The 25,089-nt window shown below is 34.9% G+C and carries 21 protein-coding genes and 1 riboswitch; of the genes, 12 read left to right on the top strand and 9 right to left on the bottom strand.

The genetic code is table 11. The annotated features are described in order from the left end of the window. Window positions 1-2 precede the first annotated feature (2 nt). Both L4F92_RS04985 and hemH read left to right on the top strand, forming a co-directional pair. Window positions 3-422, top strand: a complete 420-nt coding sequence (locus L4F92_RS04985; RefSeq protein ID WP_250364439.1) for a hotdog fold thioesterase — start codon at window positions 3-5, stop codon at window positions 420-422. Further along, window positions 419-1,387 (top strand): ferrochelatase, encoded by a 969-nt coding sequence (gene hemH / locus L4F92_RS04980; protein WP_250364438.1) that lies wholly within the window; start codon window positions 419-421, stop codon window positions 1,385-1,387. Before L4F92_RS04985 ends, hemH begins: the two co-directional genes overlap by 4 nt. 84 nt (window positions 1,388-1,471) lie before the next feature. Here the strand turns inward: hemH and dld are convergent, their stop codons facing one another. The 6 genes from dld to L4F92_RS04950 form a co-directional block, all read right to left on the bottom strand. Beyond that, on the bottom strand, window positions 1,472-3,163 hold the full coding sequence (dld, locus tag L4F92_RS04975; protein ID WP_250364437.1) for a D-lactate dehydrogenase: 1,692 nt from the start codon (window positions 3,161-3,163) through the stop codon (window positions 1,472-1,474). 120 nt (window positions 3,164-3,283) lie between these two features. Beyond that, the gene (locus L4F92_RS04970) at window positions 3,284-4,324 is read right to left on the bottom strand and encodes an XcbB/CpsF family capsular polysaccharide biosynthesis protein (RefSeq protein ID WP_250364436.1); all 1,041 of its coding nucleotides are present in this window, start codon (window positions 4,322-4,324) and stop codon (window positions 3,284-3,286) included. A 17-nt stretch (window positions 4,325-4,341) separates the two neighbouring features. Continuing rightward, a complete protein-coding gene (locus tag L4F92_RS04965; protein ID WP_250364435.1) occupies window positions 4,342-7,752 on the bottom strand; it encodes a CDP-glycerol glycerophosphotransferase family protein in 3,411 nt (1,136 codons plus the stop codon). Continuing rightward, window positions 7,749-8,906, bottom strand: a complete 1,158-nt coding sequence (locus L4F92_RS04960; protein WP_250364434.1) for a hypothetical protein — start codon at window positions 8,904-8,906, stop codon at window positions 7,749-7,751. Before L4F92_RS04960 ends, L4F92_RS04965 begins: the two co-directional genes overlap by 4 nt. Further along, window positions 8,896-9,321, bottom strand: a complete 426-nt coding sequence (gene tagD, locus L4F92_RS04955; protein WP_250364433.1) for a glycerol-3-phosphate cytidylyltransferase — start codon at window positions 9,319-9,321, stop codon at window positions 8,896-8,898. The genes L4F92_RS04960 and tagD overlap by 11 nt, the downstream gene beginning before the upstream one ends. 24 nt (window positions 9,322-9,345) lie before the next feature. After that, window positions 9,346-10,464, bottom strand: coding sequence for a CDP-glycerol glycerophosphotransferase family protein (locus L4F92_RS04950; RefSeq protein WP_250364432.1), 1,119 nt, complete (start codon window positions 10,462-10,464; stop codon window positions 9,346-9,348). A 127-nt stretch (window positions 10,465-10,591) separates the two neighbouring features. Here L4F92_RS04950 and L4F92_RS04945 point away from each other — a divergent pair, with 127 nt between their 5' ends. Genes L4F92_RS04945 through L4F92_RS04930 form a run of 4 tightly spaced genes read left to right on the top strand, consistent with a single transcriptional unit; the run spans window position 10,592 to window position 14,362 of the window. Continuing rightward, window positions 10,592-11,767 (top strand): polysaccharide biosynthesis/export family protein, encoded by a 1,176-nt coding sequence (locus L4F92_RS04945; protein ID WP_250364431.1) that lies wholly within the window; start codon window positions 10,592-10,594, stop codon window positions 11,765-11,767. A gap of 21 nt (window positions 11,768-11,788) precedes the next feature. Continuing rightward, window positions 11,789-12,913: a capsule biosynthesis protein gene (locus L4F92_RS04940; protein ID WP_250364554.1), complete on the top strand. Its 1,125-nt coding sequence runs from the start codon at window positions 11,789-11,791 to the stop codon at window positions 12,911-12,913. 1 nt (window position 12,914) lies between these two features. After that, a complete protein-coding gene (locus L4F92_RS04935; RefSeq protein WP_250364430.1) occupies window positions 12,915-13,712 on the top strand; it encodes an ABC transporter permease in 798 nt (265 codons plus the stop codon). Next, window positions 13,709-14,362, top strand: coding sequence for an ABC transporter ATP-binding protein (locus L4F92_RS04930; protein WP_250364429.1), 654 nt, complete (start codon window positions 13,709-13,711; stop codon window positions 14,360-14,362). The genes L4F92_RS04935 and L4F92_RS04930 overlap by 4 nt, the downstream gene beginning before the upstream one ends. Window positions 14,363-14,425: 63 nt before the next feature. On the opposite strand, the gene L4F92_RS04925 is transcribed toward L4F92_RS04930, so the two are convergent. From L4F92_RS04925 to L4F92_RS04915, 3 genes are all read right to left on the bottom strand, one after another. Beyond that, on the bottom strand, window positions 14,426-15,643 hold the full coding sequence (locus L4F92_RS04925) for a capsule biosynthesis protein (protein ID WP_250364428.1): 1,218 nt from the start codon (window positions 15,641-15,643) through the stop codon (window positions 14,426-14,428). Next, window positions 15,643-17,706: a capsular polysaccharide biosynthesis protein gene (locus L4F92_RS04920; protein WP_250364427.1), complete on the bottom strand. Its 2,064-nt coding sequence runs from the start codon at window positions 17,704-17,706 to the stop codon at window positions 15,643-15,645. The genes L4F92_RS04925 and L4F92_RS04920 overlap by 1 nt, the downstream gene beginning before the upstream one ends. 119 nt (window positions 17,707-17,825) lie before the next feature. Beyond that, on the bottom strand, window positions 17,826-18,473 hold the full coding sequence (locus L4F92_RS04915) for an OmpW/AlkL family protein (protein ID WP_250364426.1): 648 nt from the start codon (window positions 18,471-18,473) through the stop codon (window positions 17,826-17,828). Between the two features lie 368 nt (window positions 18,474-18,841). Here L4F92_RS04915 and L4F92_RS04910 point away from each other — a divergent pair, with 368 nt between their 5' ends. From L4F92_RS04910 to L4F92_RS04885, 6 genes are all read left to right on the top strand, one after another. Then, window positions 18,842-19,555 carry a hypothetical protein gene (locus L4F92_RS04910; RefSeq protein WP_250364425.1) on the top strand — a complete coding sequence of 238 codons (714 nt, stop codon included), beginning with the start codon at window positions 18,842-18,844 and terminating at the stop codon, window positions 19,553-19,555. Then, window positions 19,555-20,103 carry a septation protein A gene (locus tag L4F92_RS04905; protein WP_250350085.1) on the top strand — a complete coding sequence of 183 codons (549 nt, stop codon included), beginning with the start codon at window positions 19,555-19,557 and terminating at the stop codon, window positions 20,101-20,103. The genes L4F92_RS04910 and L4F92_RS04905 overlap by 1 nt, the downstream gene beginning before the upstream one ends. Before the next feature lie 8 nt (window positions 20,104-20,111). Continuing rightward, window positions 20,112-20,570: an acyl-CoA thioester hydrolase YciA gene (yciA, locus tag L4F92_RS04900; RefSeq protein WP_250350084.1), complete on the top strand. Its 459-nt coding sequence runs from the start codon at window positions 20,112-20,114 to the stop codon at window positions 20,568-20,570. A gap of 17 nt (window positions 20,571-20,587) precedes the next feature. Then, the gene (locus L4F92_RS04895; protein ID WP_103853029.1) at window positions 20,588-20,884 is read left to right on the top strand and encodes a YciI family protein; all 297 of its coding nucleotides are present in this window, start codon (window positions 20,588-20,590) and stop codon (window positions 20,882-20,884) included. 103 nt (window positions 20,885-20,987) lie between these two features. Then, entirely contained in the window at window positions 20,988-23,594 is a 2,607-nt protein-coding gene (gene acnB, locus L4F92_RS04890; protein ID WP_250364424.1) for a bifunctional aconitate hydratase 2/2-methylisocitrate dehydratase, read from the top strand. Between the two features lie 215 nt (window positions 23,595-23,809). Beyond that, window positions 23,810-23,899, top strand: a riboswitch (TPP riboswitch). 102 nt (window positions 23,900-24,001) lie between these two features. Next, on the top strand, window positions 24,002-25,054 hold the full coding sequence (locus L4F92_RS04885) for an ABC transporter substrate-binding protein (RefSeq protein ID WP_250364423.1): 1,053 nt from the start codon (window positions 24,002-24,004) through the stop codon (window positions 25,052-25,054). The last annotated feature ends 35 nt before the right edge of the window (window positions 25,055-25,089 follow it).

The raw sequence follows: 25,089 nt of genomic DNA, 5'->3' as shown, positions 1-25,089 counted from the left end.
CAATGAAAATTTGGAAAAAATCATTTACTTTAGACCAACTTAATCAATTTAATGCCCATTGTGCCGTGGCACATTTAGGCATTCAATTTCACGCCCAAGGGGACGATTGGTTGGAAGCCACGATGCCTATTGATCAACGTACCACCCAGCCAATGGGCTTTTTACACGGTGGGATTTCTGCCGCATTAGCCGAAACCGTAGGTTCAATGGCTGGCTTTTGCTGTGTCGAAACAAACCAAGCCGTTGTTGGATTAGAAATTAACGCAAGCCACCTTCGCCCAGTTCGAGAAGGCGTGGTAACCGCCAGAGCAACCCCTATCCGCTTAGGAAAAACCACCCAATTTTGGCAAATTGACATTAAAGATCAAGCCGATAAACTATGCTGCTTTGCAAAACTGACATTAAGCGTGGTCAATCAATGAAAAAACCAAAAATCGGCATTATTCTTGCCAATTTAGGCACTCCAGACGCCCCTCAACCCAAGGCTATTTCAAGTTATTTATGGCAATTTCTGACCGATCCTCGCGTCGTCGATTTGCCCCGTTGGAAATGGTATCCTTTGCTTCGTGGCATCATCTTACCAATACGTGCTAGACGGGTGGCTGAAACTTACCGTAGTGTATGGACGGAGCAAGGCTCTCCCTTATTGGTCATTGCTAAACAGCAGCAACAAAAGTTACAGCAATATTTTACACAACAAGGAATCAATACCATTGTTGAAATAGGAATGACTTATGGCAATCCCTCTATGCAAAGTGCGGTGGAAAATTTACTCAAAAATCAAGTTGATAAAATTATTGTGCTACCGCTTTACCCACAATATAGTAGCACCACAACTGCGGCTGTCTTGGATTGTTTTGCTCACGCATTAAAATCCATTCGAGGGCTTGTGCCGTTTGAATTTATCCATTCTTATCATCTTGATGCGCATTATATTGATGCCTTAGCGCAAGCTATTAAAGCAAAAATGAAATCGGATGAATTTTTACTGTTTTCCTATCACGGTATTCCATTGCGTTATGAACAAGAGGGCGACTATTATCGTGAACACTGTAAACAAACCACCCTCGCTGTGGTCGATCGCCTAGGTTTAACAGAAAATCAATGGCAACTCTGCTTTCAGTCTCGTTTTGGACGTGAAGAATGGTTACAGCCTTATACGGATCATTTCTTACAAAATGCAACTCGCCAGCAAGGCATCGAAAAAGTTGCGGTTATTTGCCCCGGTTTTTCTGCAGATTGTTTAGAAACATTGGAAGAAATTGAAGTAGAAAATCGCGAAATTTTTCTTCAGAATGGGGGAAAATCCTTCCAATATATCCCTGCCCTTAACGCAGAACCTGCCCATATCGAAATGATGGCAAAATTAATTAAAGAGAAAATATAGAAAAATGCCTAGATGAACGTCTAGGCATTTTACTAAATTTTTCTAAAAATTAGACCGCACTTTAGTTCTTCGACTAAACATAAATTATGCCCAATTTTTCTTTTTAGAGGTTTTACCAATCCCCGGGTTGAAGCTGTTGGTTGGATCTAATTTTTGGTAAAAGGCCTTTAATTCAGGTTTTGCTTCATATAAATGTCCGACATTATGTTCCGCTGGATATTGCGCCCCACGCTGATCAAGCAATGCCAACATTTCGTGTTCGATTTGTTCCCAATCATAGCCTTTTTTCACCAAATAATCTTGATGGAATACATAGCACATAAAATGTCCGTAATACAGTTTATGGATTAATTTATTTTCCAACTCTACTGGGAGTTTCTCGAACCAATCTTGATCATTACGACGCAAGGCAATATCCAATGCCACGATTTCTTCCACCTCTTGCTCGTGAATCGCACGATAACGAATTGCCGCTGATGCCACAGCAAAACGATGTAACATCGCTGCTTGTGTTTCTTCTGCACTGCATTCAAAATATGCCCCTTTGGACTTATCAGCAAAGCGTGTCTGCAAATATTCTCTGGCTTCTTGCACGCCATTCCCGCCCATTTTTAGGATTAAATGATGTTCATATTGATCGCGATAATCTCTCAAGCGTTGTGGCAAATGCTGTGGCAACAATTTAGAAACAAATTGCAACATTTTGTCGCTGATATGATTTGGTAAAAAAGTCAATTTTTTCATTAGGCGATCAGCTTTGGCTTTGATCGCAAATAATTTTGGCAAACGGTGCGTGCCAAAACGTTTAATCACCCAGAACGTATCTTTTCCATACTCTGCCGCAATATCAAAAGCATCACGATGAATATATTCGCCCGATACAGGTAAGGTGCTAAATTCTGCCAAAATATGACGGCGAATATCCGTTAAAACTTGCGTGTCATTTGTGCCAATATAAAACACCGCACTTTCTTTATCTTGTGGGAACGTATCCAAACGTACAGCAAACACCCCTAATTTTCCCGCACTGCCAGAAGCTTCATAATGACGATTAGGATCAGCATTAAAACGTGCTGGCGTGTCGGCATCAATTTGGCGAACGTGATTGCAATAATCGTGATCGTGTCCTTTTCCGCAGTCAAGATGAATATCTTTTCGCTGATAACGTCCTGCTTGTAAGTTGGTAAGAATTTCTTCTGGCGTCTCGCCTAAATCAATACCAAGATTATTGATCAGATGTAATTCACCATTCTCATCTAACTGTGCATACAACGCCATTTCCGTATAAGCTGGACCACGTTGAACCAATGCCCCACCAGAATTATTACAAATTCCACCAATCACCGAAGCACCAATACAAGATGAACCAATAACAGAATGCGGTTCACGTTTATATTCTTTCAGCAACATCTCCAGATCATTTAAACGCGAACCTGCAAAGCACACCACTTGCTCGGCATTATTAATGGGTTGAATGCCTGTCATTCGCATAGTATTTATCAAAACAATATCACGCTCGTAATCATTTCCTGCCGGCGTTGAACCTCCTGTAAGCCCCGTATTTGCTGCTTGTGAAATCACGATCACATCGGCTGCCACACAAGCTTTTAACACCTTCCAATATTCCAATAATGAACCAGGACGAACAACCGCAAGCACCTTGCCTTGCCCAAAACGATAACCCGTGCTGTACTCTTCAGCTTTTAATGGATCGGTAATCAGATATTTAGGTGTAACAATTTGCGCTAATGTATCAATTAAATGCGTTGCAGACATACAATACCTCTTTAATAGAATGTAACAAGAATTTAACATTTACTATAAAGAGGTGAAGTGAAAATTTCAACTCTCTCTAATAAAAAAATGGAAAGCCAAACACTTTCCATTTTAATTAAATTAATATGAAGTTAAAAGATTATTCTTCACTTCAATTCCATAAAGTAAATTGTTCAGCATTGATACGACAAAATTCAACGTATGTTTGCCCATATCCGTGTGTCCCTTAATATTAGGGTTATTAAATACATAAGAACACACCCTTAATTCTGGAATAAGTATCATATCCGAAACATATTGGAATTGTTCTGAATTAGGAGAAGTAACAAGATTTATATTAAATAAATCTTTTTCTCTATATTTCTCGAACAACTTAGAAAACACTTCTTGCTTAGAATATGGGAAAACATTTCTTACAAAATGGAGATCATTAAATTTATTTATATAAAATTCATCTGAAATAATCGGATCTACAACTAAGGATTTTAATCCCATCGTTATACCGTGATATAATGCCCCTGTTGCACCTTTAGAAGTACCATAAAGCACGGTAAAATCATCTATAATTGAATAGTCCAACTGAATTTTTCTAATTAAATTTTGTACTTTTTCTTCAAACTGCATATCTGCGTTGCTATTTAGATAAAAGCTACCTAAAACGCCACCAATATCTGCAATACGCAAAATATAAGTATTTTTAGGTATATATTTCGCGACAGAATCAAAATTAGTAAAAAACATTCTACGCTTTATAGAAGCATTAAATGGCAAATCTGCAATAGATGAGAAAACAACCAATAATCGATTTCCTGATATATCTTTTTCCTCAGGTTCTTCTAGGGTATAAAAGGTATCATTCCACACTTTAACATTTTTATCTTTAAAATTTGCTAAAAATGAATTCGGTTCAACAAATTTTTTAAATAAAGAAATACCATTTTTATGACCCACAAGGTAAAATCTATGGTTTGATAGTTGGCTAATTAACTTTTTTGCCTCATTATTTTTTCTTCCAACAGCTAAAAAATTATAATTCAGCTTTTCATTATCATTATTTCCAATTGTTGATTTATCAATGTAAATTTCACCTACTTCAAAATCTAATTTAAGATTTTTATATTTAGTCTTCTCAGTAAATTCAATATTTATAAAATCAATCATAAACAATTCCTTCTATATTATTTAAGTAATGAATAAAATTTATTAATTGCCTCATCTTGATATTGATAAGGATCAAAATTGTCCTTTCTACCTCCAACAGAAAGGTATTTGAGCATTCCTTCAACTAGCCCTTCTTTACTATTATTAACAAGATAGCCATACTTATCACCTAATATACTACGGTTACCTACAATATCAGTTGCAATAATAGGGGTTCCCAGTGTTAGTGCTTCAAGTAATACCATTGGTTGCCCTTCGTGATTTGATGATAAAACAAATACATCTGCTTGCTTCAAGTATGGAAAAGGATTTTTTTTCTGCCCCAATAAAAAGACATCATTTTCCAAAGATAATAATTTAATACGATTTACTAAATCTTGTTTAAGAACACCATCCCCTAAGATAAACAATCTTACGTTCTCTTTCTGCTTTTTAACTTCAGCAAAAGCATTTATTAGTTTAAGTTGATCTTTTTCATGAGACATTCTTCCTATATTAATAAATTTTATGCCTTGAAAATCAGAAAATTCTTTCTCAAAATCTAATAGTTCAGCAGAACCATTAATTATCTTAGAGATATTTATAGGGTTATTACAATATTTAAACTTATCCTCACTAATCTTAAAGAGAGCTGATAAATTACCCTTATTATTTATCATCGTTTTTTCAGATACTGATATAATATTATCATACAAATTATATGCTCTGAACACTCCTTCTAAGTAAGGATATTTTTCTTTCCACTCTTTAAATTTATCATTATGCTGATATATTATATGATTTTTGGATTTCACTTGAGATAAGAGTAAAGTCCAAAATAAAGAATATCCTTCAAAATGGATAACATTCTCAAATTGAAAATCACCAAATAAACGTTTAGCTTCCCTAGAAAATGCTCTTAATAATACGTTTTTAAATGAGTTAGAGTAAAACTTAAAATTATCTTCAAATTTATTCCTTACCCAAATCTCTTCTAATGTCATAGGCATGCGGCCAGCTCTAGAAAATACTGCTAGCTCTTTAGGCAATCTATAAAATTCATCTAAACGTTTCTGATCTTGATGAATATCGTAACCATTAATCACTATAAGAGAATTTGTATTTTCATTTATAGAATGAATTAAATTATTAAAAGAACTAGATATACCATTCGGTATAAATGGACCATTAAAGAATAGATTTGTTGGTTTTCTAGAATAAGCATAAATATACTCATCCCCTCTATCAAACATAAAATCTACAACGCGTTTCGTAGCATTTCCATCATCAAGGTAAGAATATTTTTTAATATCCTGTACTGATACATTGGTTGCCTTTTTATCTATATTTAGCAAAATGGTGCTTTTTACATCTGAAATAGAAACGCAAATGTCCCCTGACATTTCACTTTCTTTTAAGTATAGCCCTCTTTCTTGATGATATTCATCATAATCATAGATATAACTAATCGCTGGTTTATTTAGAGCTAAGAAATCATAAATAATACTAGAATAGTCAGTAATAAGAAGATCACAGAAACCTAATAATTCATTACTATCTATGTCTTTAGGTGCAACGATAACATCAAGGTTTACTTTCTCTAGCAAACTTTCTACTAAATGATGCCCTCTAAAGACTAAATAATATTTATTTGATTTTAGTTTTTTGAGATCACTTTGTAGCTTCGTTATATCAAAGTCTTTTGACTGTGATGTTCCTCTCCAAGTTGGGGCATAGAACACAACTGGTTTATCTAAATTAATACCTAATTGATTCGCAATTTGTATTTTTCTTTGTTCAGCTAAGTTAATACTTAAATCAATCCGTGGGTAACCTGTTTCTGCAATTTTCCCTGAAAATAAATCCTTAATATCATACTTATCCAAAATTATATCTGTTGTATGACGGTTTGGAGAGATAATATGGGTTGCTTGTAAGAAATTTCTGCTTACATTGGCGTGATCTTGGAATGGACTCTTTATATCTTTTCCTAACGTTTTCATTGGAGTACCGTGCCAAGTATTTAAATAAATTTGTCCTTCCTTTCTAATAAAATAATAAGGAAAACTTACATTATTAATTAAATACTTAGCCTGACATAAATAACGTAAATAGGCATCACTTCCCCGTTTAATGAAAATAATATTTTTTCTGTATTTAAGGTTATGTGGAATAACTGTTCCATCTTTAATTACGACGATATAGGTAAAATCATAGTTATGCTCTAACATATAGGACAAGATAGCATAAGGATTACAGCTAATATTTCCACCAAAAAAACTCTCTAATAAAACAAGCTTTTCATCTAGCTCTAAGGTTTCATAATATTCAGCATAATATGACAGATAATCCTCTTCTTTATTCTTAATTACATCTTTTGGATTCACTGCGTGTGGAAATTGACGACGACGGGATTGTTGAAAATAGTAAGAAGACTCCTTATATTTTCCGATTTTATCTAATGCAGTTGCCAAACGATAAAACCAATAATCTTTATAATTATCGCTTCTTTTTACTGCTTGTTCATAAAAATTCGCAGCACTCTTATATTCCCCCGCCCTTTCATAAGCTTGACCACATTTATAGCACCAACCCGCATTAATAATTTCGGATAGCTCTATTGCTTTTTCAAATGACTTCGCTGAATTTTTCCATTGATATAATCTTTCATAGGCAATACCCAACTTATAATAAAAGTGCGGGTTATTTATTTGTGTATTTTTTAGGTGTTTTAAATATGCGGAAAGAGCAGCATCCCATAATCCACGTCTTGCATGTAAAGCCCCTATTCCAAATAACATAACCTCATCATCAGGCTCGCTCATCTTAATAACTAATTCGTAACAAGCATTGGCAAGCTCTTTTTCCCCCATAAGCTCTAAATTATAGCCCATTCGGTATTTATAATTTCGATTCAATGGAGCTAATTTTGCTGCCTGTTGAAAAAATGAAATCGCCTCCTCATTATTCGAGAGTTTTTCAGCAATTTTTCCCAATTCAAAAAATGCTTTCTCAGACATAGGTTTAAGCTGAATATATTTCTCTAACTGAAATTTAGCTAGCCAATATTGTTTATCTGAAATAAGAGAAATCGCGTATTCCCATATATAATCCGGATTATTTGGATCTTCCATAAAATTTTTCTTAGCATCAAATACTCTAACTTTTACTTCATTATCCTTATGTCTTTCAGTGGTAGCTAATTGAACTTTCCAAGACGTTTTTTCAGGAGCAAGATCTACCGCTTTCTGGATATATAAGTTAGCTTCATTCCATTTTTTATCTTTATATAAAGACATTCCATACTTAAAGTTTAAATAAGCATTATTTGGCTGCCTTTCTAAGAGGTTAGCAAAAACATTTTGCGCATCTCGATATTTTTTATGTTTGTATAAATATAATGCTTTCATTAAGCTAGGTATAGCAGATAATTTAACTTTCCTTTTCATTTATAGTCCCTTTGTTTAATATAAATTTGCATTTCAATTAAATTAAAAACTTCCATATTAGGAGTATCAAACGCACTGTCAAAATCTTTTTTAGGTGTTCTCCAATCACCATAATTCTCAGTTAAGTATTTATCATAATCCTTTGGAATTAAATAGTGTTCTCCTAAAAAACATACAGATTCTAATGTAAATGGAGAATTATGCCATTTAATTTTTACTCCTGCGTGCCAATAATCATTTTTCTCACGATAATGAATAAAAACATCAATCATAATTCCATTTATATGACGGATAACTAGAAGCGTTTTTGTACGATTAGGTACAATATAAAAGAAACCTGATCTTCCTAATATATTTGCGAGTTCATTATAAGAATGAGTATCCCAAACACCAACATCAATATCTTTATCATGACCAAGTAAATCATTTTCCCTAATACATCCAAGTAACGTGCCACTAATTAAAAAGAAAGGAATGTTATTTTTATCTAACACTCTTTTCAAATCTTTTAATGCAATTGATGCATCTTTTTTACTAAAACTGACTTTTTTAGATTTAGATTGCGTTTCGGTCGTATAGGATGAAGTGTTACTCTCATTCCAATATTCTAATGCTTCGCTATTCAAGCCAGCTCTTAATGCGGCGTTAGTTAATATTTTTCTTAATGATTTATCTTTAGATTTCTCCCATCTATTATCAACAAGCTCCAGAAGCCTATAATAATCTTGAGGGGATTCTACTAAATTTGAAAAATAAACCCATACTTTTTCTCTTTTGGTATTCACTAATAATTTTTCTAAGAATAACCAAGCTTCTCGTTTCTGTTCTAATGCAGACAATATATCAGAATATAAATATCCCACTTCAGAAAGGCTATCGTAATCAGGAATTTTCTCTATTTCACCTTTAGCTGAAAGATAATCCCCGACTAGAAAATAACTCTGTGCAGTATAAAACCTAGCAATATAAACACCCTTATTTACTAAGGCATCAGAGATTTTTCTTACTGTACTATGATCTCCTTTATAAAGATAACGAGTAATAAGGCAGCTATATAGATACACAAATAAATTATTCTTAAAATTAGTTTCCCTTAACAATCTTCTTATAGGTAAGAATTTTTTTAAAAATACATTAATTATTTTACTTTTCATGAATTTGCTTTTGAGATTTGGCTAAATCCTTTTCTGCTAACATTTTTTTTACTTTTGTAGTTGAAATATCTGGTGTTCTTGGTAAATAAACAACTTCACAATATTCTTTTAGAAAATCAAATTTACCTTCCCAATCATCTCCCATAACAAAGACATCTATATCGTATTTTTTGACATCTTCTATTTTTTGTTCCCAACTTGTTTCTGGAATAACACGATCCACATATTTAATGGCTTCTAATATATGAACTCGTTCCTCATAAGTATATGCGCATACCTTACCTTTCCCAAGATTGAATTGATCAGTTGATACTGCTATGGTTAGGTGATCACCTAATGCTTTAGCTCTCTCTAGTAAGCGAATATGTCCATGATGTAAAAGATCGAATGTTCCATATGTTAATACCTTTTTCATAAATTCTCCTATATTTAAACGTACTTATTTTTTATTAAAGAAACTTACTATTTTTTCAAATAGTGTTTTTCTTCTCTTCAAGGCATTTATTTCAGACAATGCTTTTTTTATGAAGTTCCTGATATATAATTGATGTTGTGATAGTTGATACTTTCCTGAAATTAAATTTTCTATTGAGCTTAGAAAGGCCTTATTAGAATCAATATAAAAAAATAAATCATTATATAAATAATTTGAACTATTCGATACCAAATGATGTTTTATCTGAGTAGATAGCTCGCTAGGAGAATTAACGATATACCCCAACATATCTCTCTGTGATATTTCTATGCTAAATGTATCTAATTTCTCACTATGTTTTTCAATAGAAAGTAAAAAAACGGGTTTATTACAGTAAATAGCATCAAAAATCGCCCCACTAAAATCAGATAAAACAATATCAGATACAGCTAGTAATTCTAAAATATCATCATTCTGGAAGAAAAACTTAATTTTATCATATCCCTCTATATCTTTTTCATATTCTGAGTTCAATAGCACTGTATTATGGTGTAATTTAACCAACACAGTATATTCATCTTGTAAATCTACTATACTTTTTATATAACAGTCAAAGCTAGATAATTCTCCCCAACTAGGTGCATATAAAATAGTTTTTTTATCAGAATCTAGATATTTCTTATATTTATTTCTAGCATTTTCTCTAAAACTAGGATCATTCCAATCTATACTTCTAGGATATCCGATAATTTCTACTGGAGAGAAATACGAAATTTTGTCTGCAGCATATTTTCCATACACCAAATTCAGATCAGCTAACGCTCTCCAAGCACCATAGTTATGCGGTTCTTTTGCATAACCGTATTGTAACATTACAATTTTTGTTTTTTCTAAAAGAAAAATCTTTTCAAATACAGTCTGTATAATAAGAATATCAAAAAAATCTTCAACTTTATGATGAACATCTTGAGAATCAACATCTAATATAGAATTAGATACTTCAGATAAGATTGATGAAGGAATTGGTTGGCTTTTTTTTCTTTTTTCAATAATTAATACCGCACTAGGTATTTGTTTTAAAAGTGATTTTATGTGAATAAGCTGAAAAGAGTTCCACACTAAAAACGCTATTCTTATATTCATACTTAATATTGCTACTATAAAACCCTACAATCCCCCACTTGTTATAATTATAAACTTATTCCATATCATTGTCTATTCGGTTATAATTAAAAAATGCACTTTAACGTATTACTTAAATGAGTAAATTATGAACATTAAAAAGAAATTGAAATTATTAAGTATCCCAATGCTCGCTGTTATTATTGGAACCTCTTGCTCCTCCTTACCCACATCAGGGCCAAGCAAAAGTAAAGTTTTAGGCATTGAGGATAATCAAAAAACACCAAAAGTTAATCTTGTTCAGCTAGATATTCAAAATGTAATGCCTCTATACCAAAATTTTATTAAGCAGAACTTTTCTGAATTTTCAAATAGTCAGCAAGGTTATAATGGTATGGTTGATATTGGTGATATCCTAGATATATCTATCTGGGAAGCTCCTCCAGCTGTACTATTTGGTAGCACATTGACGGATACATCTGATGGTAGTGCAAAACTTACAAAGCTACCTGAACAGATGGTGAATAAACGGGGGCGAATTACAATCCCATTCATTGGTTCAATTACAGTGAAAGGAAAAACACCTGAAGTTATCCAAACAGAAATCGTTAGACGCCTTAGTTCAATGGCAAATCATCCTCAAGCGATTGTTCGAGTTGTTCAAAACAACTCTGCTAATGTATCAGTAATCCGTCAAGGTAATAGCATTCGTATGCCTCTCACCTCTCATGGAGAACGTGTTTTAGATGCAATTGCAGCAGTAGGTGGTGTGCAAGCAGACATTCAAGATGTGAGCATCCAATTAACTAGGGGTACGCAGGTCAAATCTATATCTTTTGAATCTCTTGTTTCTGACCCTAGCCAAAATATTCCTCTACGTTCGGGTGATGTGCTTACTCTATTAAATAGCCCATTAAGTTTTACTGGGTTAGGCGCGGTCGGTACCAATCGTCAAATTAAATTTTCAACTAAAGGATTAAGTTTAGCTGAAGCCATTGGTCAAATGGGAGGGTTAATTGATACGCGCTCAGATCCTAGTGGTGTGTTTGTCTTCCGCTATACTCCTTTTAATAAACTTAGCCTAGTTGATCAGGATATTTGGCGTTCTAGAGGATATGATAATGGTATGGATGTTCCAACGGTCTATCAAATTGACTTACTTAAGCCTAAATCATTATTTGTCTTGCAACGTTTTCCGATCCAAGATAAAGATGTTATCTACGTCTCTAATGCACCACTGGCTGAATTCCAAAAATTCTTAAGAATGATTTTTTCAATTACATCGCCAGTTACAAGCACAATAAATAGCGTAAATAATCTTTAAATTTCAAGTAAAAGGGTTTAAATTGTGAGCCAAACAAAAAAGAATTTATCAAAAAAAATATGGAAAAAATTTAATCCATTATTTTGGATTACTGTTATTTTTCCAACTATATTTTCTACTGTTTATTTCGGTATCATTGCATCGGATGTATATGTTTCTGAATCAAGTTTTGTTGTTCGTTCTCCACGAAATCAAGCGTCTTTAAGCGGAGTTGGAGCATTATTACAAGGTATTGGATTTTCGCGTTCACAAGATGATACCTATACGGTATTAGAATATATTAAATCGCGTAATGCTTTAGAACAACTAGAAAAGACTTTGCCTGTTCGTCAATATTATGAAGATAAAGGCGATCTATTTAGTCGCTTTAATGTCTTAGGCTTCAATAATGAGCAAGAGGCTTTTTATCAATATTTTGAAAAACATCTAAATGTCAGCCTAGATTCAGTTTCCGGCATTGCTAGTTTGTATATTCGAACTTTTAATCCTGAAGAAGGACAAAAAATTAATATTGAGCTACTAAAACAAGGTGAATCTTTAATTAATCGCCTAAATGAGCGAGCGCGGAAGGATACTATTCGCTTTGCTGAACAAGCTGTGAAAGATGCTGAAAATCGCGTAAATCAAACCGCACTTGAACTAAGCCAATACCGAATTAACAATAATATTTTCGATTTATCAGCACAATCTGAAGTACAATTAACGTTAATATCTAAATTAAAAGCTGAGCTAATTAGTGTTCAATCCCAGCTTGCACAGTTAAAATCAATTTCACCAAATAACCCACAAGTGAAAGTCTTAATAAATCGAGAAAATAGTCTAATTAATGAAATTAATGAACAATCGAATGATTTGACCGGCGGTAATAATTCTATTGCGACTCAAACGGCAGAATATCAACGCTTAATGCTAGACAATACTCTCGCGCAGCAACAATTAACTACCGCGATATCTTCTTTACAAAATGCTAAATCAGAAGCAGATCGCCAACAGCTTTACTTAGAAGTCATTCATCAACCAAGTAAACCTGATTTAGCCTTAGAACCGTATAGAATTTATAATATTCTTGCCACATTTATTATTGGCTTTATTTTATACGGAATTTTCAGTTTACTTATTGCAAGCATCAGAGAGCATAAAAATTAAAATGCAATACGGAGATAATACAACCTTTCGTCAATCACTCGCTATACAATCGCGAGTGATTGGCGCGTTACTGTTGCGTGAAATTATCACTCGATATGGCCGCAAAAATATTGGATTCCTATGGCTATTTGTTGAACCTTTACTATTAACTCTCTGCATAACATTAATGTGGAAATACTTTAGGATTGATAAGGTTTCAACTTTAAATATTATTGCATTCATTATTACTGGCTATCCTATCGCAATGATGTGGCGCAATGTATCTAACCGTTCAATTGGATCAATATCTGCAAACTTAAGCTTACTCTATCATCGCAATGTAAGAGTATTAGATACCATATTTGCTCGAATGCTATTAGAAATTTCAGGTGCGACCATTGCTCAAATTCTATTAATGGCATTGCTTATTATGTTAGGCTGGATTGATTATCCAAATGATATTTTCTATATGCTATTAGCTTGGGTATTAATGGCACTATTTGCTATTTCATTAGGGCTAATCATCTGCTCTATTGCCTACTATTTTGATGCGTTTGGAAAAATATGGAGTACATTAAGTTTTGTAATGCTCCCCTTATCTGGTGCATTTTTCTTTGTTCATAATCTTCCCAGCCAAATACAAAATTATGCTAAATGGGTGCCTATGATTAATGGTACAGAAATGTTTAGATATGGCTATTTTGGTAATAGCGTCATAACTCACGAAAATATTGGGCTTCTTATTCTAAGCGATATTATTATGTTATTTATTGGATTATTATTAGTTAGAAATTTCAGTAAAGGAATTGAACCAAGATGATCAGTGTAAAAAATGTCAGTAAACATTATTACACACGCAGTGGTAAAAAGAATGTTCTCACAAATATCAACTTTGATCTAAAAAAAGGAGAAAAAGTTGGCATATTAGGCAGAAATGGGGCAGGAAAATCAACATTAATTCGATTAATGAGCGGCGTTGAATTCCCATCTTCTGGAATTATAGAAAGAAGAATGAGTATATCTTGGCCACTTGCATTTAGTGGTGCTTTCCAAGGTAGCTTAACCGGAATGGATAATTTACGTTTTATCTGTCGTGTTTATAACGCAGATATTGACTATGTAAAACACTTTACCGAGGAATTTTCAGAATTAGGCGAATATCTTTACGAGCCTGTAAAAAAATATTCATCGGGAATGAAAGCCCGTTTGGCTTTTGCTTTATCTTTATCTGTTGAATTTGATTGCTATCTTATTGATGAAGTTATTGCGGTTGGTGATTCTAGATTTGCTGCTAAATGTAAGCACGAATTATTTGAGAAAAGAAAGGATCGTTCAATTATTCTCGTTTCACACAGTCCCTCCGCAATAAAGGAGTATTGTGATAATGCAATGGTTTTAGAAAAAGGTTATATGCACCATTTTGAAAATATAGATGAAGCTTATAAATATTATAATCAAACGCAAAAATAATCATTTAAAAGAGAGCTTATATGCTCTCTTCTAATAAGAATCGCATAAAAAAATACCGCACTTCTATTTGTTATAGTCTTTACGTAAAATTACCTTATTATAGAAATTACCATTTAAGTGTGTTTTGTATAGATGATACTTTCTATACGTAGAAAATAATGCAGGATCTGGTTTGTAGTCAGACGTCCAGAAATCATTTAACTCCCCTTGATAAGTTAATCCCGCAAAATCATAGTTTGCCCTACCTAAAGTTTTTACTGGCATATTATGCAATAATGCAGATAAACCACTTGTACTATTTAATGTAATCATTCCTTTTCCTGCACGTAAGAAAACAGGCATAGGAACATCGTGAATATACCAAATCCTTCCTTTTAATACTGGATAATCCTTTATATATCTTTTTATTACATCACCATAGTCAATAAACCCTCTATCCATTGGATGATGTTTAATAATTAAATTTGTTTTTTGAGGTGAATATTTAGCAAATGAAACTAATACTTCCTCTAAAAAACTTTTTACACTATTATAATCACTATGAACAACAACTTGGCTATCATCATAAACTTGCAAAGGAACAATAAAAAATTCGCCAAATGTTCCTTTTTCTACCTTCTTAGCAAAAAAGTAATCATTTAAATAATAATATAATCTTTTAAAACCCGATATTACCCATAATTTAATATAATAATCCAGTGTAAAAATTCTATGATGTAAATTATCTGGATATTTCTTATATGCTAAATTAGCACTAACATAATACTTGACGGCTCTCAACGCGATTGACCAAAATCCCTTAGACACTTTCACTGGAGTTGATTTTTCAGGTAGGTCAGAAAAAGGTATAAAAAAATCAGGTCTCTTTGGTATTTTAGAAAAAGCATTAACACCATATTCTTCTAAGGTAATATAATCAGGTCTAAAATAACCTTCTTCAAATACCCAAAATTTCATATTAAGCTCTTGTGAAATTTTCTTTGCTATCTTATGGCACGGTCGATTATCCCCAAAGCAAACCATCGTATCTATGTTATTTTCTCGACAAAATTTTCTTAGGTAAGAAGATAAAAAAGTAAAATGATATGAAAAATCAAATGTATTAGGTATAGAAGACGGATAATACGCTTCATCACCACCATTAAAATTAATTTTGAATACCATTTTATTCTGAGAAGATAGCCATAAAGATAACTGGTAAAAGAAATCTCCAATAGGCCCTTGTAGCAATAAAATATTTTTTGATGTTCTAAGTAAAATATCTAAGTTATGTTCAATCATTATTGCTTTAGTACTTTATATAATTGTTGCAACTTACCAAATTGCTTAGCCCCCCAACTACGGTTTAAACCATCATTGTCTAAGCATTTGCGTTGATATTGTAATATATTGATAGCTTGCTCAACATTAATAATTCGTTGAGATTCTTGATCCCTATATTGAGGGTAATAAATTAACACTCCAGCAATTAACTCTAACAATGTTAATTTTCTCTTTCGACGCTCTAAATTAACAAAATCTTTCGTTAATCCCCAATTTGAATAGAAAGGTAAGCCATAACAATAAACTTTTTTCCCTCTTAATAATGCTTCAAATCCAGCTAAGGATGTCATTGTATGTATCTCATCAACTTGATTAATACAGTTTAGTATATTAGCTTTCTCTATAATCTCATCTGCATATTTCAAAGCATCTTTTTTTAAGATTTTCCCCTGCCTATTACCACTCTCTACATCAGGATGTGGTTTGTAAAAGATATAAGCATCAGGATTTAATTCTCTTACCTGCTTTAGCAGATCTAAATTTTTTTTCAGTACTGGAGAACCATAACGAATTGACGCATCATCCTCAACTTGTCCCGGAACTAAAATTGTTCTTTTAGACGTTTGTAATAAACTAATCTCTGAATTACCTACATTATATTTCCCTATATTCTGATTTATCAATTTTGATTGTAGCGACTTAGCTAAAATTAAATCCTCTTCAGTAAAATTTTTATTTTGCAGAATATTTTCTAATCTCGATGGCATTTCTGCATTAAAATAAATGCCGATATCATCTATCACTAGAGATAAAGGCGATACTAGATTTGATCCTAATCCAACAGAGCGAATAAAGCCATCTTCCATTCTTAATACAGGTAAACCTTTTTGATTAGCATATTCTAGAACAGCTTGCTTCCCATTCCCCCAAACGAGTAATTTAGTATTTTTATTTAACGACTGCTTTTTTAATTTATCAATTGAAGGAATAAAATGTAAATGGCACTGTGGATAATCAAAAAATGGTTTAATCACATTTCTCTTCCATAAAGACATACCAACACAATAAAGATGTCCACTTAGCATTTTATTTTTTTCTTTTTCTAACACTAAATAATTAATTACATCAAAAATGGTGCCACTTTCTCCTGTATATGGGTTAATATAGCGGCTGTATTGCAGATATGCTGCTGCAAATACTTGTAATAATGTACGATCAATGCGTCTTTTGTCTTTTTTTAACACTGGGATTTGGTTATGGCGATCATCTGTTAACCCCCAACCAGCATACCACGGCAGCCCGAATGTAACGACTGTTTTTCCTAATAATAAGGCTTCAAATCCCATTTGAGAGGTAACGCAATATACTTTATCGGCAATCTTGAGTAATGATATAGGATTAACATCATCAGAAAATAATCTAATCCGAGCATCATATTTATCGAGTGAAGTCAGATACCCTTTCTTTTTCCCACTAATGACATCAGGATGGACTTTTACCCAAATTTGACTATGCGGATTTTCATTAATTGCACAATCTAGCATTCTCTGAAAATCAATATGCTTAGCTTGACCATATTTAACCGCCATATCACCATAAGTTTGATCAATGACTAAAACTATAGGACGCGCCTTATCATATTCCTGAGCAAAATCTAACGAATGATTATATTTAGAAAGCTGATGTTCTTTAATAAGCATTAATGCACGTTCAGCTTGTTGTAATGTATCTACATTAATTTGGTTATTTAAAATAAGTTTTTCTAAACGAGAAACTTTAGTTGTATCGTAATAGATCCCTAGATCATCAAATACAATAGAATAAGGGGGATAACCATTCACTCCCAATCCTAATGAACGTAAAAAACCATCTTCCAAAGCAATATAGTCGACTCCTTTTTTATCCGCATAAGCGCGAGCTTTAATTGTTGAAGGTCGTAGCCCCCAGCCAATTACCCCTTGTACAATTGGCGGATTAAATGTAAATCTTTTATAGGGAACTAAATGATATTCGGGCAAAAAACTTTGCAAGAATGGAATAGATAAAATTCCGCGAGAAAAAACGAGTAGATTACTATTCATAATCAATTACATTGAAAAATTTTCGATAATTCTACCAAAAATAAAATCTGATTTGTGTAAAGAATTGTAAATGAGAGAAGCCTGCCCCAACACAGGCTTAAGATAGAAAAATCAATAAATTAAAAGCGATACCCCAACCCCATAAAGAACACAAACGGATTAAGTTTTACATCCACTTCGTGCGCTGCCCCTAATGCGTTGAATCTTGCCGTTGTTTTGATTCGTGTGTACCACATTGCTGTATTTAAATAAAGATTATCAGCTACTTTAATATCAATCCCTAAGTTAAAGACAGGGGCAAAAGAATGTTTTTTCACTTGTAAGTTCGTCACTGCGGTATGAGTTGATTTCGCATTAAAAAATCTGGTGTAATTCAGCCCTGCCCCTACATAAGGACGAGCCCCCGCATTTTTATCTAGGAAGTAATATTGAACATACAAACTCGGAGGAAGTTGTTTTAATTTAACCACATTGCCTAAATTGAGATTTAATGCAGGGACATTTGCTTTGATCTTATGTGAAAATGGTGTTGCACCTAATAATTCCACACCAATATTATCGGTAATCATATAAGTTGCTGTTAGCCCTAATTGTGCATTATCACTTACTTTTAAATTTACCTCTATTGGCGTTTTGGTGTGAGAATCAGAATTTGCACTCACAAATACCCCACCCGCTCTAAGCATAATCTCTCCAGCTTGATGTGCATTTGCAGAACTGGCTATAAAAAGACTCGCTAAACCCGATACAATCAGTGTTTTTTTCATAAAAAGTACCTCTATGGTTAATACCTTTAAACTAATATCCTTACAAATACTGTGTATTTAACACATCACAAACATACCACAAAATAGTTACATATTTTGTGATACAGTTCAAAGTTTTTAAAATTTTGTTAAAAAATTTAAAAATTTTATTTACCGCACTTTTCATTTTGTTTAACAATAGAGAAGATTTGATCTAACCCAAAATCAAATATGACAACGCAAAAAATCCTTATTCACAACAAGACGAGGTTTCTACTAAAGGAAAAGCAATGGTTAGCAAGTTATTGTATAATGTCGCAATGATTTTTTACTGGAAATAAAGAATGAACATTAATTTTACTCAAATTTTTCAAGATTGTTGGAATTTTATGCGTAATCAAAGGACGATTACCCAGCAATTTATCTTTTTCTTTTTTATTAACGCACTAATTTTCTATTTTCTTTTAACGACAGTCGTACCGATGCCCGAAATAAGTCAGGCAAATGGACAAAGTTTACCCTTACCGAATAATATCAGTGCTGAATTTTTACTGTTAGGCATCGCACAACAATTAGTCAGCCTATTTCTTTCTTCTTGGGGTATTCTCACTTTTCACCGCATTAGTATTCAACAACAAAATCCATTAAATCAAAGTGCGGTGCTAACTTTACAACGTTTTATTGGCGTAGTGGTCATTAGCTTGATTGGATTTATTCCGCTGATGATTGGCGTAGTAGAAAGCCTGTTCGCCATTTTACAAGGGCAATCGCCTTCAATGCTTTCTTTGGTCGCGATTTTGCTTGGCTTTTTTATTTTTGTTCGCTTAAGCCTTGCTTCTACGGAATATCTCATTAAGCCTGTAAGCATTATGCAAGCATTGAAAAATAGCTGGTTAAGCGGCGTAAAACGCACTGCGCCGTTATTGATTTATTGTTTGTTAATTTATGTCGTACTGCCTTTTGTACTGAGACGTATCACGGCATTAAGCGATAATCTTATTTTCGATGTCCTAATGCTCTTTTTAACTGCCGTAGTGAGCGTATTTTCTTTACTTTTCACCTACCGCTTTTACAGCTTATTTATGCGCAAGGATCAACAATAATGAAACAGATTTTAGAATTTATTCCCCTACTCGTCTTTTTTATTGTGTATAAACTAGTGGGGATTCGTGAAGCCGCAATTGCCCTAATTATTGCCACCGTCATTCAGCTTGTGGTGCTAAAAGTCAAATACGGTAAAATTGAAAAACAACAGCTCATTATGGGAAGTGCAGTGGTTTTTTTTGGTGCATTATCCGCCTATTTCAACGAATTAGCATTTTTAAAATGGAAAGTGACGGTGATTTATGCCTTGTTCGCTTTGGCATTAATCATTAGCCAAGTGATGTTTAACAAACCGCTCATTCAGCAATTATTAGGCAAAGAAATTCAGCTACCTGATGCGGTTTGGTATAAATTAAATATGGGCTGGGCGTGCTTCTTTCTACTTTGTATGGTGATTAATATTATCATTAGCCAATATTTCTCTGACGATATTTGGGTCGATTTCAAAACGTTTGGAATTATTGGGCTTAGCCTTATTGCAACAGTAGCAACGGGCGTTTATATTTATCGTTATCTTCCACAAACGGATAATAAAGAACAACAATAGGAAAAATTATGTCTGTTTTTATTGAAACCAAAACGGGGCGACAATCCCAAGGTAGTTTATTACTTCGTACATTAGCGATGCCTTCTGATACCAACGCCAACGGCGATATTTTCGGCGGTTGGATTATGTCGCAAATGGATATGGGCGGTGCTATTTTAGCGAAAGAAATCGCACACGGGCGTGTCGTTACCGTTGCCGTTGATAGTATGACCTTTATCCGCCCAATCTCCGTTGGCGATGTGGTATGCTGTTATGGGCAATGTGTTAAAGTCGGCCGTTCTTCTATTCAAATAAAAATTGAAGTATGGGCTAAAAAAGTGTCCAGTGAACCCATTGGTGAACGTTATTGTGTGACGGAAGCGATCTTTACCTTCGTTGCAGTAGATAATAAAGGAAAATCTCGTGCCATTCCGCGAGAAAACAACCCAGAATTAGAAAAAGCATTAGCATTAATGGCAAAACCCTAATCAAGGAGAACAACAAAATGTATTATGTTATTTTCGCACAAGATAAACCCAACACACTCGCTCAGCGTCTTGCTGTGCGTGAGCAACACCTCGCTCGTTTAAAACAATTACAAGCAGAAAATCGTCTATTAACCGCGGGGCCAAATCCAGCCATTGATGATGAAAACCCCGGCGAGGCAGGCTTTACCGGTTCAACGGTTATTGCTCAATTTGACAGTCTTGAAGCCGCCCAACAATGGGCAAGCCAAGATCCTTATGTGGAAGCAGGGGTTTATGGCGAAGTCATCATCAAACCATTTAAGAAAGTTTTCTAAATAAAAACACTCAAAAAAAGCACCGCACTTTTCTTTTAGTTAACTCAAGTGAGAAAAAAGAAAAGTGCTATCCCTAACGATAAAAACAATAAGAGGAAACACAATGTCAAACTTTCTACACGATTACCAAAAACATATTGATGAACGTGCCGCACAGGGTGTTGTGCCAAAGCCATTAGATGCCGAACAAACCGCACAGCTTATTGAATTATTAAAACATCCCCCAGCAGAGCAAACGGAATATCTTCTTGAGCTTTTTAAAACCCGCGTACCCGCTGGAGTGGATGAAGCCGCTTATGTGAAAGCCTCTTTTCTTGCCGCCATTGTCAATGGTAGCGCCCACTCCCCCTTGATTAGTCCTGAAAGTGCGGTACAAATTTTAGGTACAATGCAAGGTGGTTATAATATTGAACCACTGCTCCAAGCCCTTGATAATGACACCCTTGCCCCTTATGCCGTCACTGCCCTTTCTTCCACGTTATTAATGTTCGATAATTTCTACGATGTAGAACAACGAGCCAAACAAGGCAACGCTTACGCACAACAAATTCTCCAATCTTGGGCAAAGGCAGAATGGTTTTTATCACGTCCAAAATTAGACGAAAAACTCACTGTTACCGTATTTAAAGTATCGGGTGAAACCAATACAGATGATCTTTCTCCTGCTCAAGATGCGTGGTCTCGTCCAGATATTCCTTTGCACGCACTGGCAATGCTAAAAAATGAACGAGAAGGTATCCAACCAGATGAAGCCGGCAATATTGGGCCAATTCAACAAATTAATGCCTTAAAAGAAAAAGGCTATCCACTGGCTTATGTGGGCGACGTTGTAGGCACAGGTTCATCTCGCAAATCTGCGACGAATTCGGTGCTATGGTTTATGGGAGAGGATATTCCTTATATTCCGAATAAACGCGCAGGTGGCGTGGTATTAGGCGGAAAAATTGCCCCTATTTTCTTTAATACGTTGGAAGATGCGGGGGCATTGCCGATTGAGGTCGATGTAAGCAAACTCAATATGGGGGATGTGATTGATATTTACCCTTATCAAGGCAAAATTTGCCAGCATAATAGCGATCAAGTATTAGCCGAATTTCAGTTAAAAACCAATGTACTATTAGATGAAGTACGCGCTGGCGGACGTATTCCATTAATTATTGGACGAGGCTTAACACATAAAGCACGCCAAAGTTTAGGTTTAGCTGAAAATGATATTTTTGCCAAACCACAAGCAATAGCAGATAACCATAAAGGGTTTACCCTAGCACAAAAAATGGTCGGGCGCGCCTGCGGTGTAGAAGGTATTCGTCCGGGACAATATTGCGAACCAAGAATGACCTCTGTCGGCTCACAAGATACCACCGGCCCAATGACCCGTGATGAACTGAAAGATCTCGCCTGTTTAGGGTTTTCCTCAGATCTTGTGATGCAATCTTTCTGCCATACCGCCGCCTACCCTAAACCGGTGGATGTGGTCACCCATCACACGTTGCCTGATTTTATTATGAACCGAGGTGGTATATCGCTTCGTCCCGGAGATGGCGTTATCCACTCTTGGCTAAATCGTATGTTATTGCCTGATACCGTAGGAACTGGCGGAGATTCACACACTCGCTTCCCGATTGGCATTTCTTTCCCTGCTGGTTCAGGCTTGGTGGCGTTTGCTGCTGCCACAGGTGTAATGCCACTGGATATGCCGGAAAGTGTGCTTGTTCGCTTCAAAGGTGAAATGCAGCCGGGCATCACCTTGCGTGATTTAGTCCACGCCATTCCTTATTATGCCATTCAACAAGGCCTGCTCACGGTAGAAAAACAAGGTAAGAAAAATATTTTCTCTGGTCGCATTTTAGAAATTGAAGGATTAGAGCATCTTAAAGTGGAGCAAGCCTTTGAGCTTTCCGATGCCTCAGCAGAACGCTCCGCCGCCGCTTGTACCATAAAATTAGACAAAGCACCAATCATTGAATACCTGAATTCCAACATTGTATTACTCAAATGGATGATTGCAGAAGGTTATGGCGACGCTCGTACGCTAGAACGCCGTATCAACGCAATGGAAAAATGGTTAGAAAATCCTCAATTACTCAGCGCAGATCCTGATGCAGAATATGCTGCCGTGATTGAAATCAATCTCAATGAAATCAAAGAACCGATTTTATGTGCGCCAAATGATCCTGATGATGCTCGCCTTCTTTCTGAGGTGCAAGGGGATAAAATTGACGAAGTGTTTATCGGCTCTTGTATGACGAATATTGGCCATTTCCGTGCAGCCGGAAAATTATTAGCCAAGTTTAAAGAGGTCATTCCAACTCGCTTATGGCTCGCCCCACCAACTAAAATGGATGCCAGCCTATTGACAGAAGAAGGCTATTACAGCATTTATGGTAAAAGTGGCGCACGGATTGAAATCCCCGGTTGTTCACTTTGTATGGGCAATCAAGCGCGTGTCGCCAATAATGCCACGGTGGTTTCCACTTCAACCCGCAATTTCCCAAACCGCTTAGGGCAAGGGGCAAATGTGTATTTGGCATCAGCAGAACTCGCCGCTGTGGCTGCATTGCTCGGCAAACTGCCAACGCCAGAAGAATATCAAGTCTATGTGGCGGATTTACAGCAAGACAAGGAAGACACCTATCGCTATATGAATTTTGATCAACTTAATCAATATACGCAAAAAGCACAGGAAGTGATCTTCCAAGCCCCTGCTTAGTAAAACCTCAATCACAAAAGTGCGGTGAAAAAATCAGGAAAATTTCACTGCACTTTTCTTTCTATGAAAACCCAAACGCCTTTATTTTGTTATTTCTTTGCGGATAAGAAGTGCGGTTATTTTTTTGCTTATTTTTATTTCCTTTTTTCATCATTAATTATAGCCATTTAACCTTTTCTATTTGACAGCAATATCCTGCCCTTTCTATACTAAACGGGAATTAGTCGGGGTGCTTTTTAAGCTGAGATGATACCCGTGAACCTGATTCAGTTAATGCTGACGTAGGAAACTAATTAGATCATATTCTTGTAAATAGCTATGTTGCAGAATATTCTTTTTTACCTTTCTAATTTCTTCCTTGCTCGTCAATATGACTTTTTAATCATTTAATTAATAAGGAAATGACAATGCAATTTAAACCTTTTTTCTCATCATTTTTATCAAAATGTGGCTTAATTTTTATTGTGCTAGGTGGATTCTTTTTATTTAGCTACAATGCTAACGCGGAAGGGCGACTCAATATTTATTGCAGCGTGCAACATTCTGTGTGCGAAAAAATGGCTCAAATTTTTGCTAAAAAATATCACGTGGACACCAAATTTGTGCGTAATAGCACAGGAGCAACCTTAGCTAAAATCAAAGCAGAACAAGCCTTGCCACAAGCGGATATTTGGTATGGCGGTACCATTGAGCCTCATTTTCAAGCTGCGCAATTAGGATTACTCGAACCTTATCGTTCGCCCCTACAAGCGGAAACAATGCCACAATTTAAAGCATTGCTCGACAAGCACGGTGATGTAACCGCAATTGGCTATATTATTGTGTTAGGCATTGGTGTAAACACGGAAAAGTTCAAACAATTAGGCATTAAGGATTACCCAAAATGTTGGAAAGATTTAACCGATCCCAAATTTAAAGATCAAATTCAAATGCCTGATCCGCGCAATACAGGTACCGGCTACACCTTTATCGCAACACTCGTGCAATTATTCGGTGAGGAAGAAGCCTTTCGTTATCTTAAAGCTTTAGATAAAAACATTTCCCAATATGCAAAAAGTGGCACAGAGAAATCCAATCTCTCGCGTGGGGATGCAGCGGTAACCATCGGTTTTATTAATGGTTATCAAACAGAAAAAGAAAATGGCGCGCCAGTAGAGGCAATTTTACCTTGTGAGGGGGATAGCTATTCGCTTGGTGGTATCAGTATTTTGAAAGGGGCGAGAAATTTAGACAATGCAAAATTATTTATGGATTGGGCATTAACCCCAGAAGCACAAGAAATTGCGTGGCGTGAAGAAAAAATGTATCAAATTCCAACCAATATTCACGCCAAAGCCTCGCCAAATTCAACCGATCCAAAAACCTTAAAACTCATTGACTTTGATTTTGATCGCTTTGGCTCAGACGAAGAAGGGAAACGATTAATAAAACGTTGGATAGAAGAAGTGAAACTAAAGTAAGTTTACATTGACAAAGGATAAAGTGCGGTTAAAAA

The sequence above is a fragment of the Avibacterium sp. 21-595 genome, assembly GCF_023611905.1.
Lineage (GTDB): Bacteria > Pseudomonadota > Gammaproteobacteria > Enterobacterales > Pasteurellaceae > Avibacterium.
The sequence above is the reverse complement of the archived record's forward strand: the minus strand, read 5'-3'. Positions and strand labels throughout refer to the sequence as shown.

Coding starts and splice junctions, on each gene's coding strand:
- L4F92_RS04985 (WP_250364439.1), top strand. CDS start 3: ATGAAAATTTGGAAAAAATCATTTACTTTAGACCAACTTAATCAATTT.
- hemH (WP_250364438.1), top strand. CDS start 419: ATGAAAAAACCAAAAATCGGCATTATTCTTGCCAATTTAGGCACTCCA.
- dld (WP_250364437.1), bottom strand. CDS start 3,163: ATGTCTGCAACGCATTTAATTGATACATTAGCGCAAATTGTTACACCT.
- L4F92_RS04970 (WP_250364436.1), bottom strand. CDS start 4,324: ATGATTGATTTTATAAATATTGAATTTACTGAGAAGACTAAATATAAA.
- L4F92_RS04965 (WP_250364435.1), bottom strand. CDS start 7,752: ATGAAAAGGAAAGTTAAATTATCTGCTATACCTAGCTTAATGAAAGCA.
- L4F92_RS04960 (WP_250364434.1), bottom strand. CDS start 8,906: ATGAAAAGTAAAATAATTAATGTATTTTTAAAAAAATTCTTACCTATA.
- tagD (WP_250364433.1), bottom strand. CDS start 9,321: ATGAAAAAGGTATTAACATATGGAACATTCGATCTTTTACATCATGGA.
- L4F92_RS04950 (WP_250364432.1), bottom strand. CDS start 10,464: ATGAATATAAGAATAGCGTTTTTAGTGTGGAACTCTTTTCAGCTTATT.
- L4F92_RS04945 (WP_250364431.1), top strand. CDS start 10,592: ATGAACATTAAAAAGAAATTGAAATTATTAAGTATCCCAATGCTCGCT.
- L4F92_RS04935 (WP_250364430.1), top strand. CDS start 12,915: ATGCAATACGGAGATAATACAACCTTTCGTCAATCACTCGCTATACAA.
- L4F92_RS04930 (WP_250364429.1), top strand. CDS start 13,709: ATGATCAGTGTAAAAAATGTCAGTAAACATTATTACACACGCAGTGGT.
- L4F92_RS04925 (WP_250364428.1), bottom strand. CDS start 15,643: ATGATTGAACATAACTTAGATATTTTACTTAGAACATCAAAAAATATT.
- L4F92_RS04920 (WP_250364427.1), bottom strand. CDS start 17,706: ATGAATAGTAATCTACTCGTTTTTTCTCGCGGAATTTTATCTATTCCA.
- L4F92_RS04915 (WP_250364426.1), bottom strand. CDS start 18,473: ATGAAAAAAACACTGATTGTATCGGGTTTAGCGAGTCTTTTTATAGCC.
- L4F92_RS04910 (WP_250364425.1), top strand. CDS start 18,842: ATGCGTAATCAAAGGACGATTACCCAGCAATTTATCTTTTTCTTTTTT.
- L4F92_RS04905 (WP_250350085.1), top strand. CDS start 19,555: ATGAAACAGATTTTAGAATTTATTCCCCTACTCGTCTTTTTTATTGTG.
- yciA (WP_250350084.1), top strand. CDS start 20,112: ATGTCTGTTTTTATTGAAACCAAAACGGGGCGACAATCCCAAGGTAGT.
- L4F92_RS04895 (WP_103853029.1), top strand. CDS start 20,588: ATGTATTATGTTATTTTCGCACAAGATAAACCCAACACACTCGCTCAG.
- acnB (WP_250364424.1), top strand. CDS start 20,988: ATGTCAAACTTTCTACACGATTACCAAAAACATATTGATGAACGTGCC.
- L4F92_RS04885 (WP_250364423.1), top strand. CDS start 24,002: ATGCAATTTAAACCTTTTTTCTCATCATTTTTATCAAAATGTGGCTTA.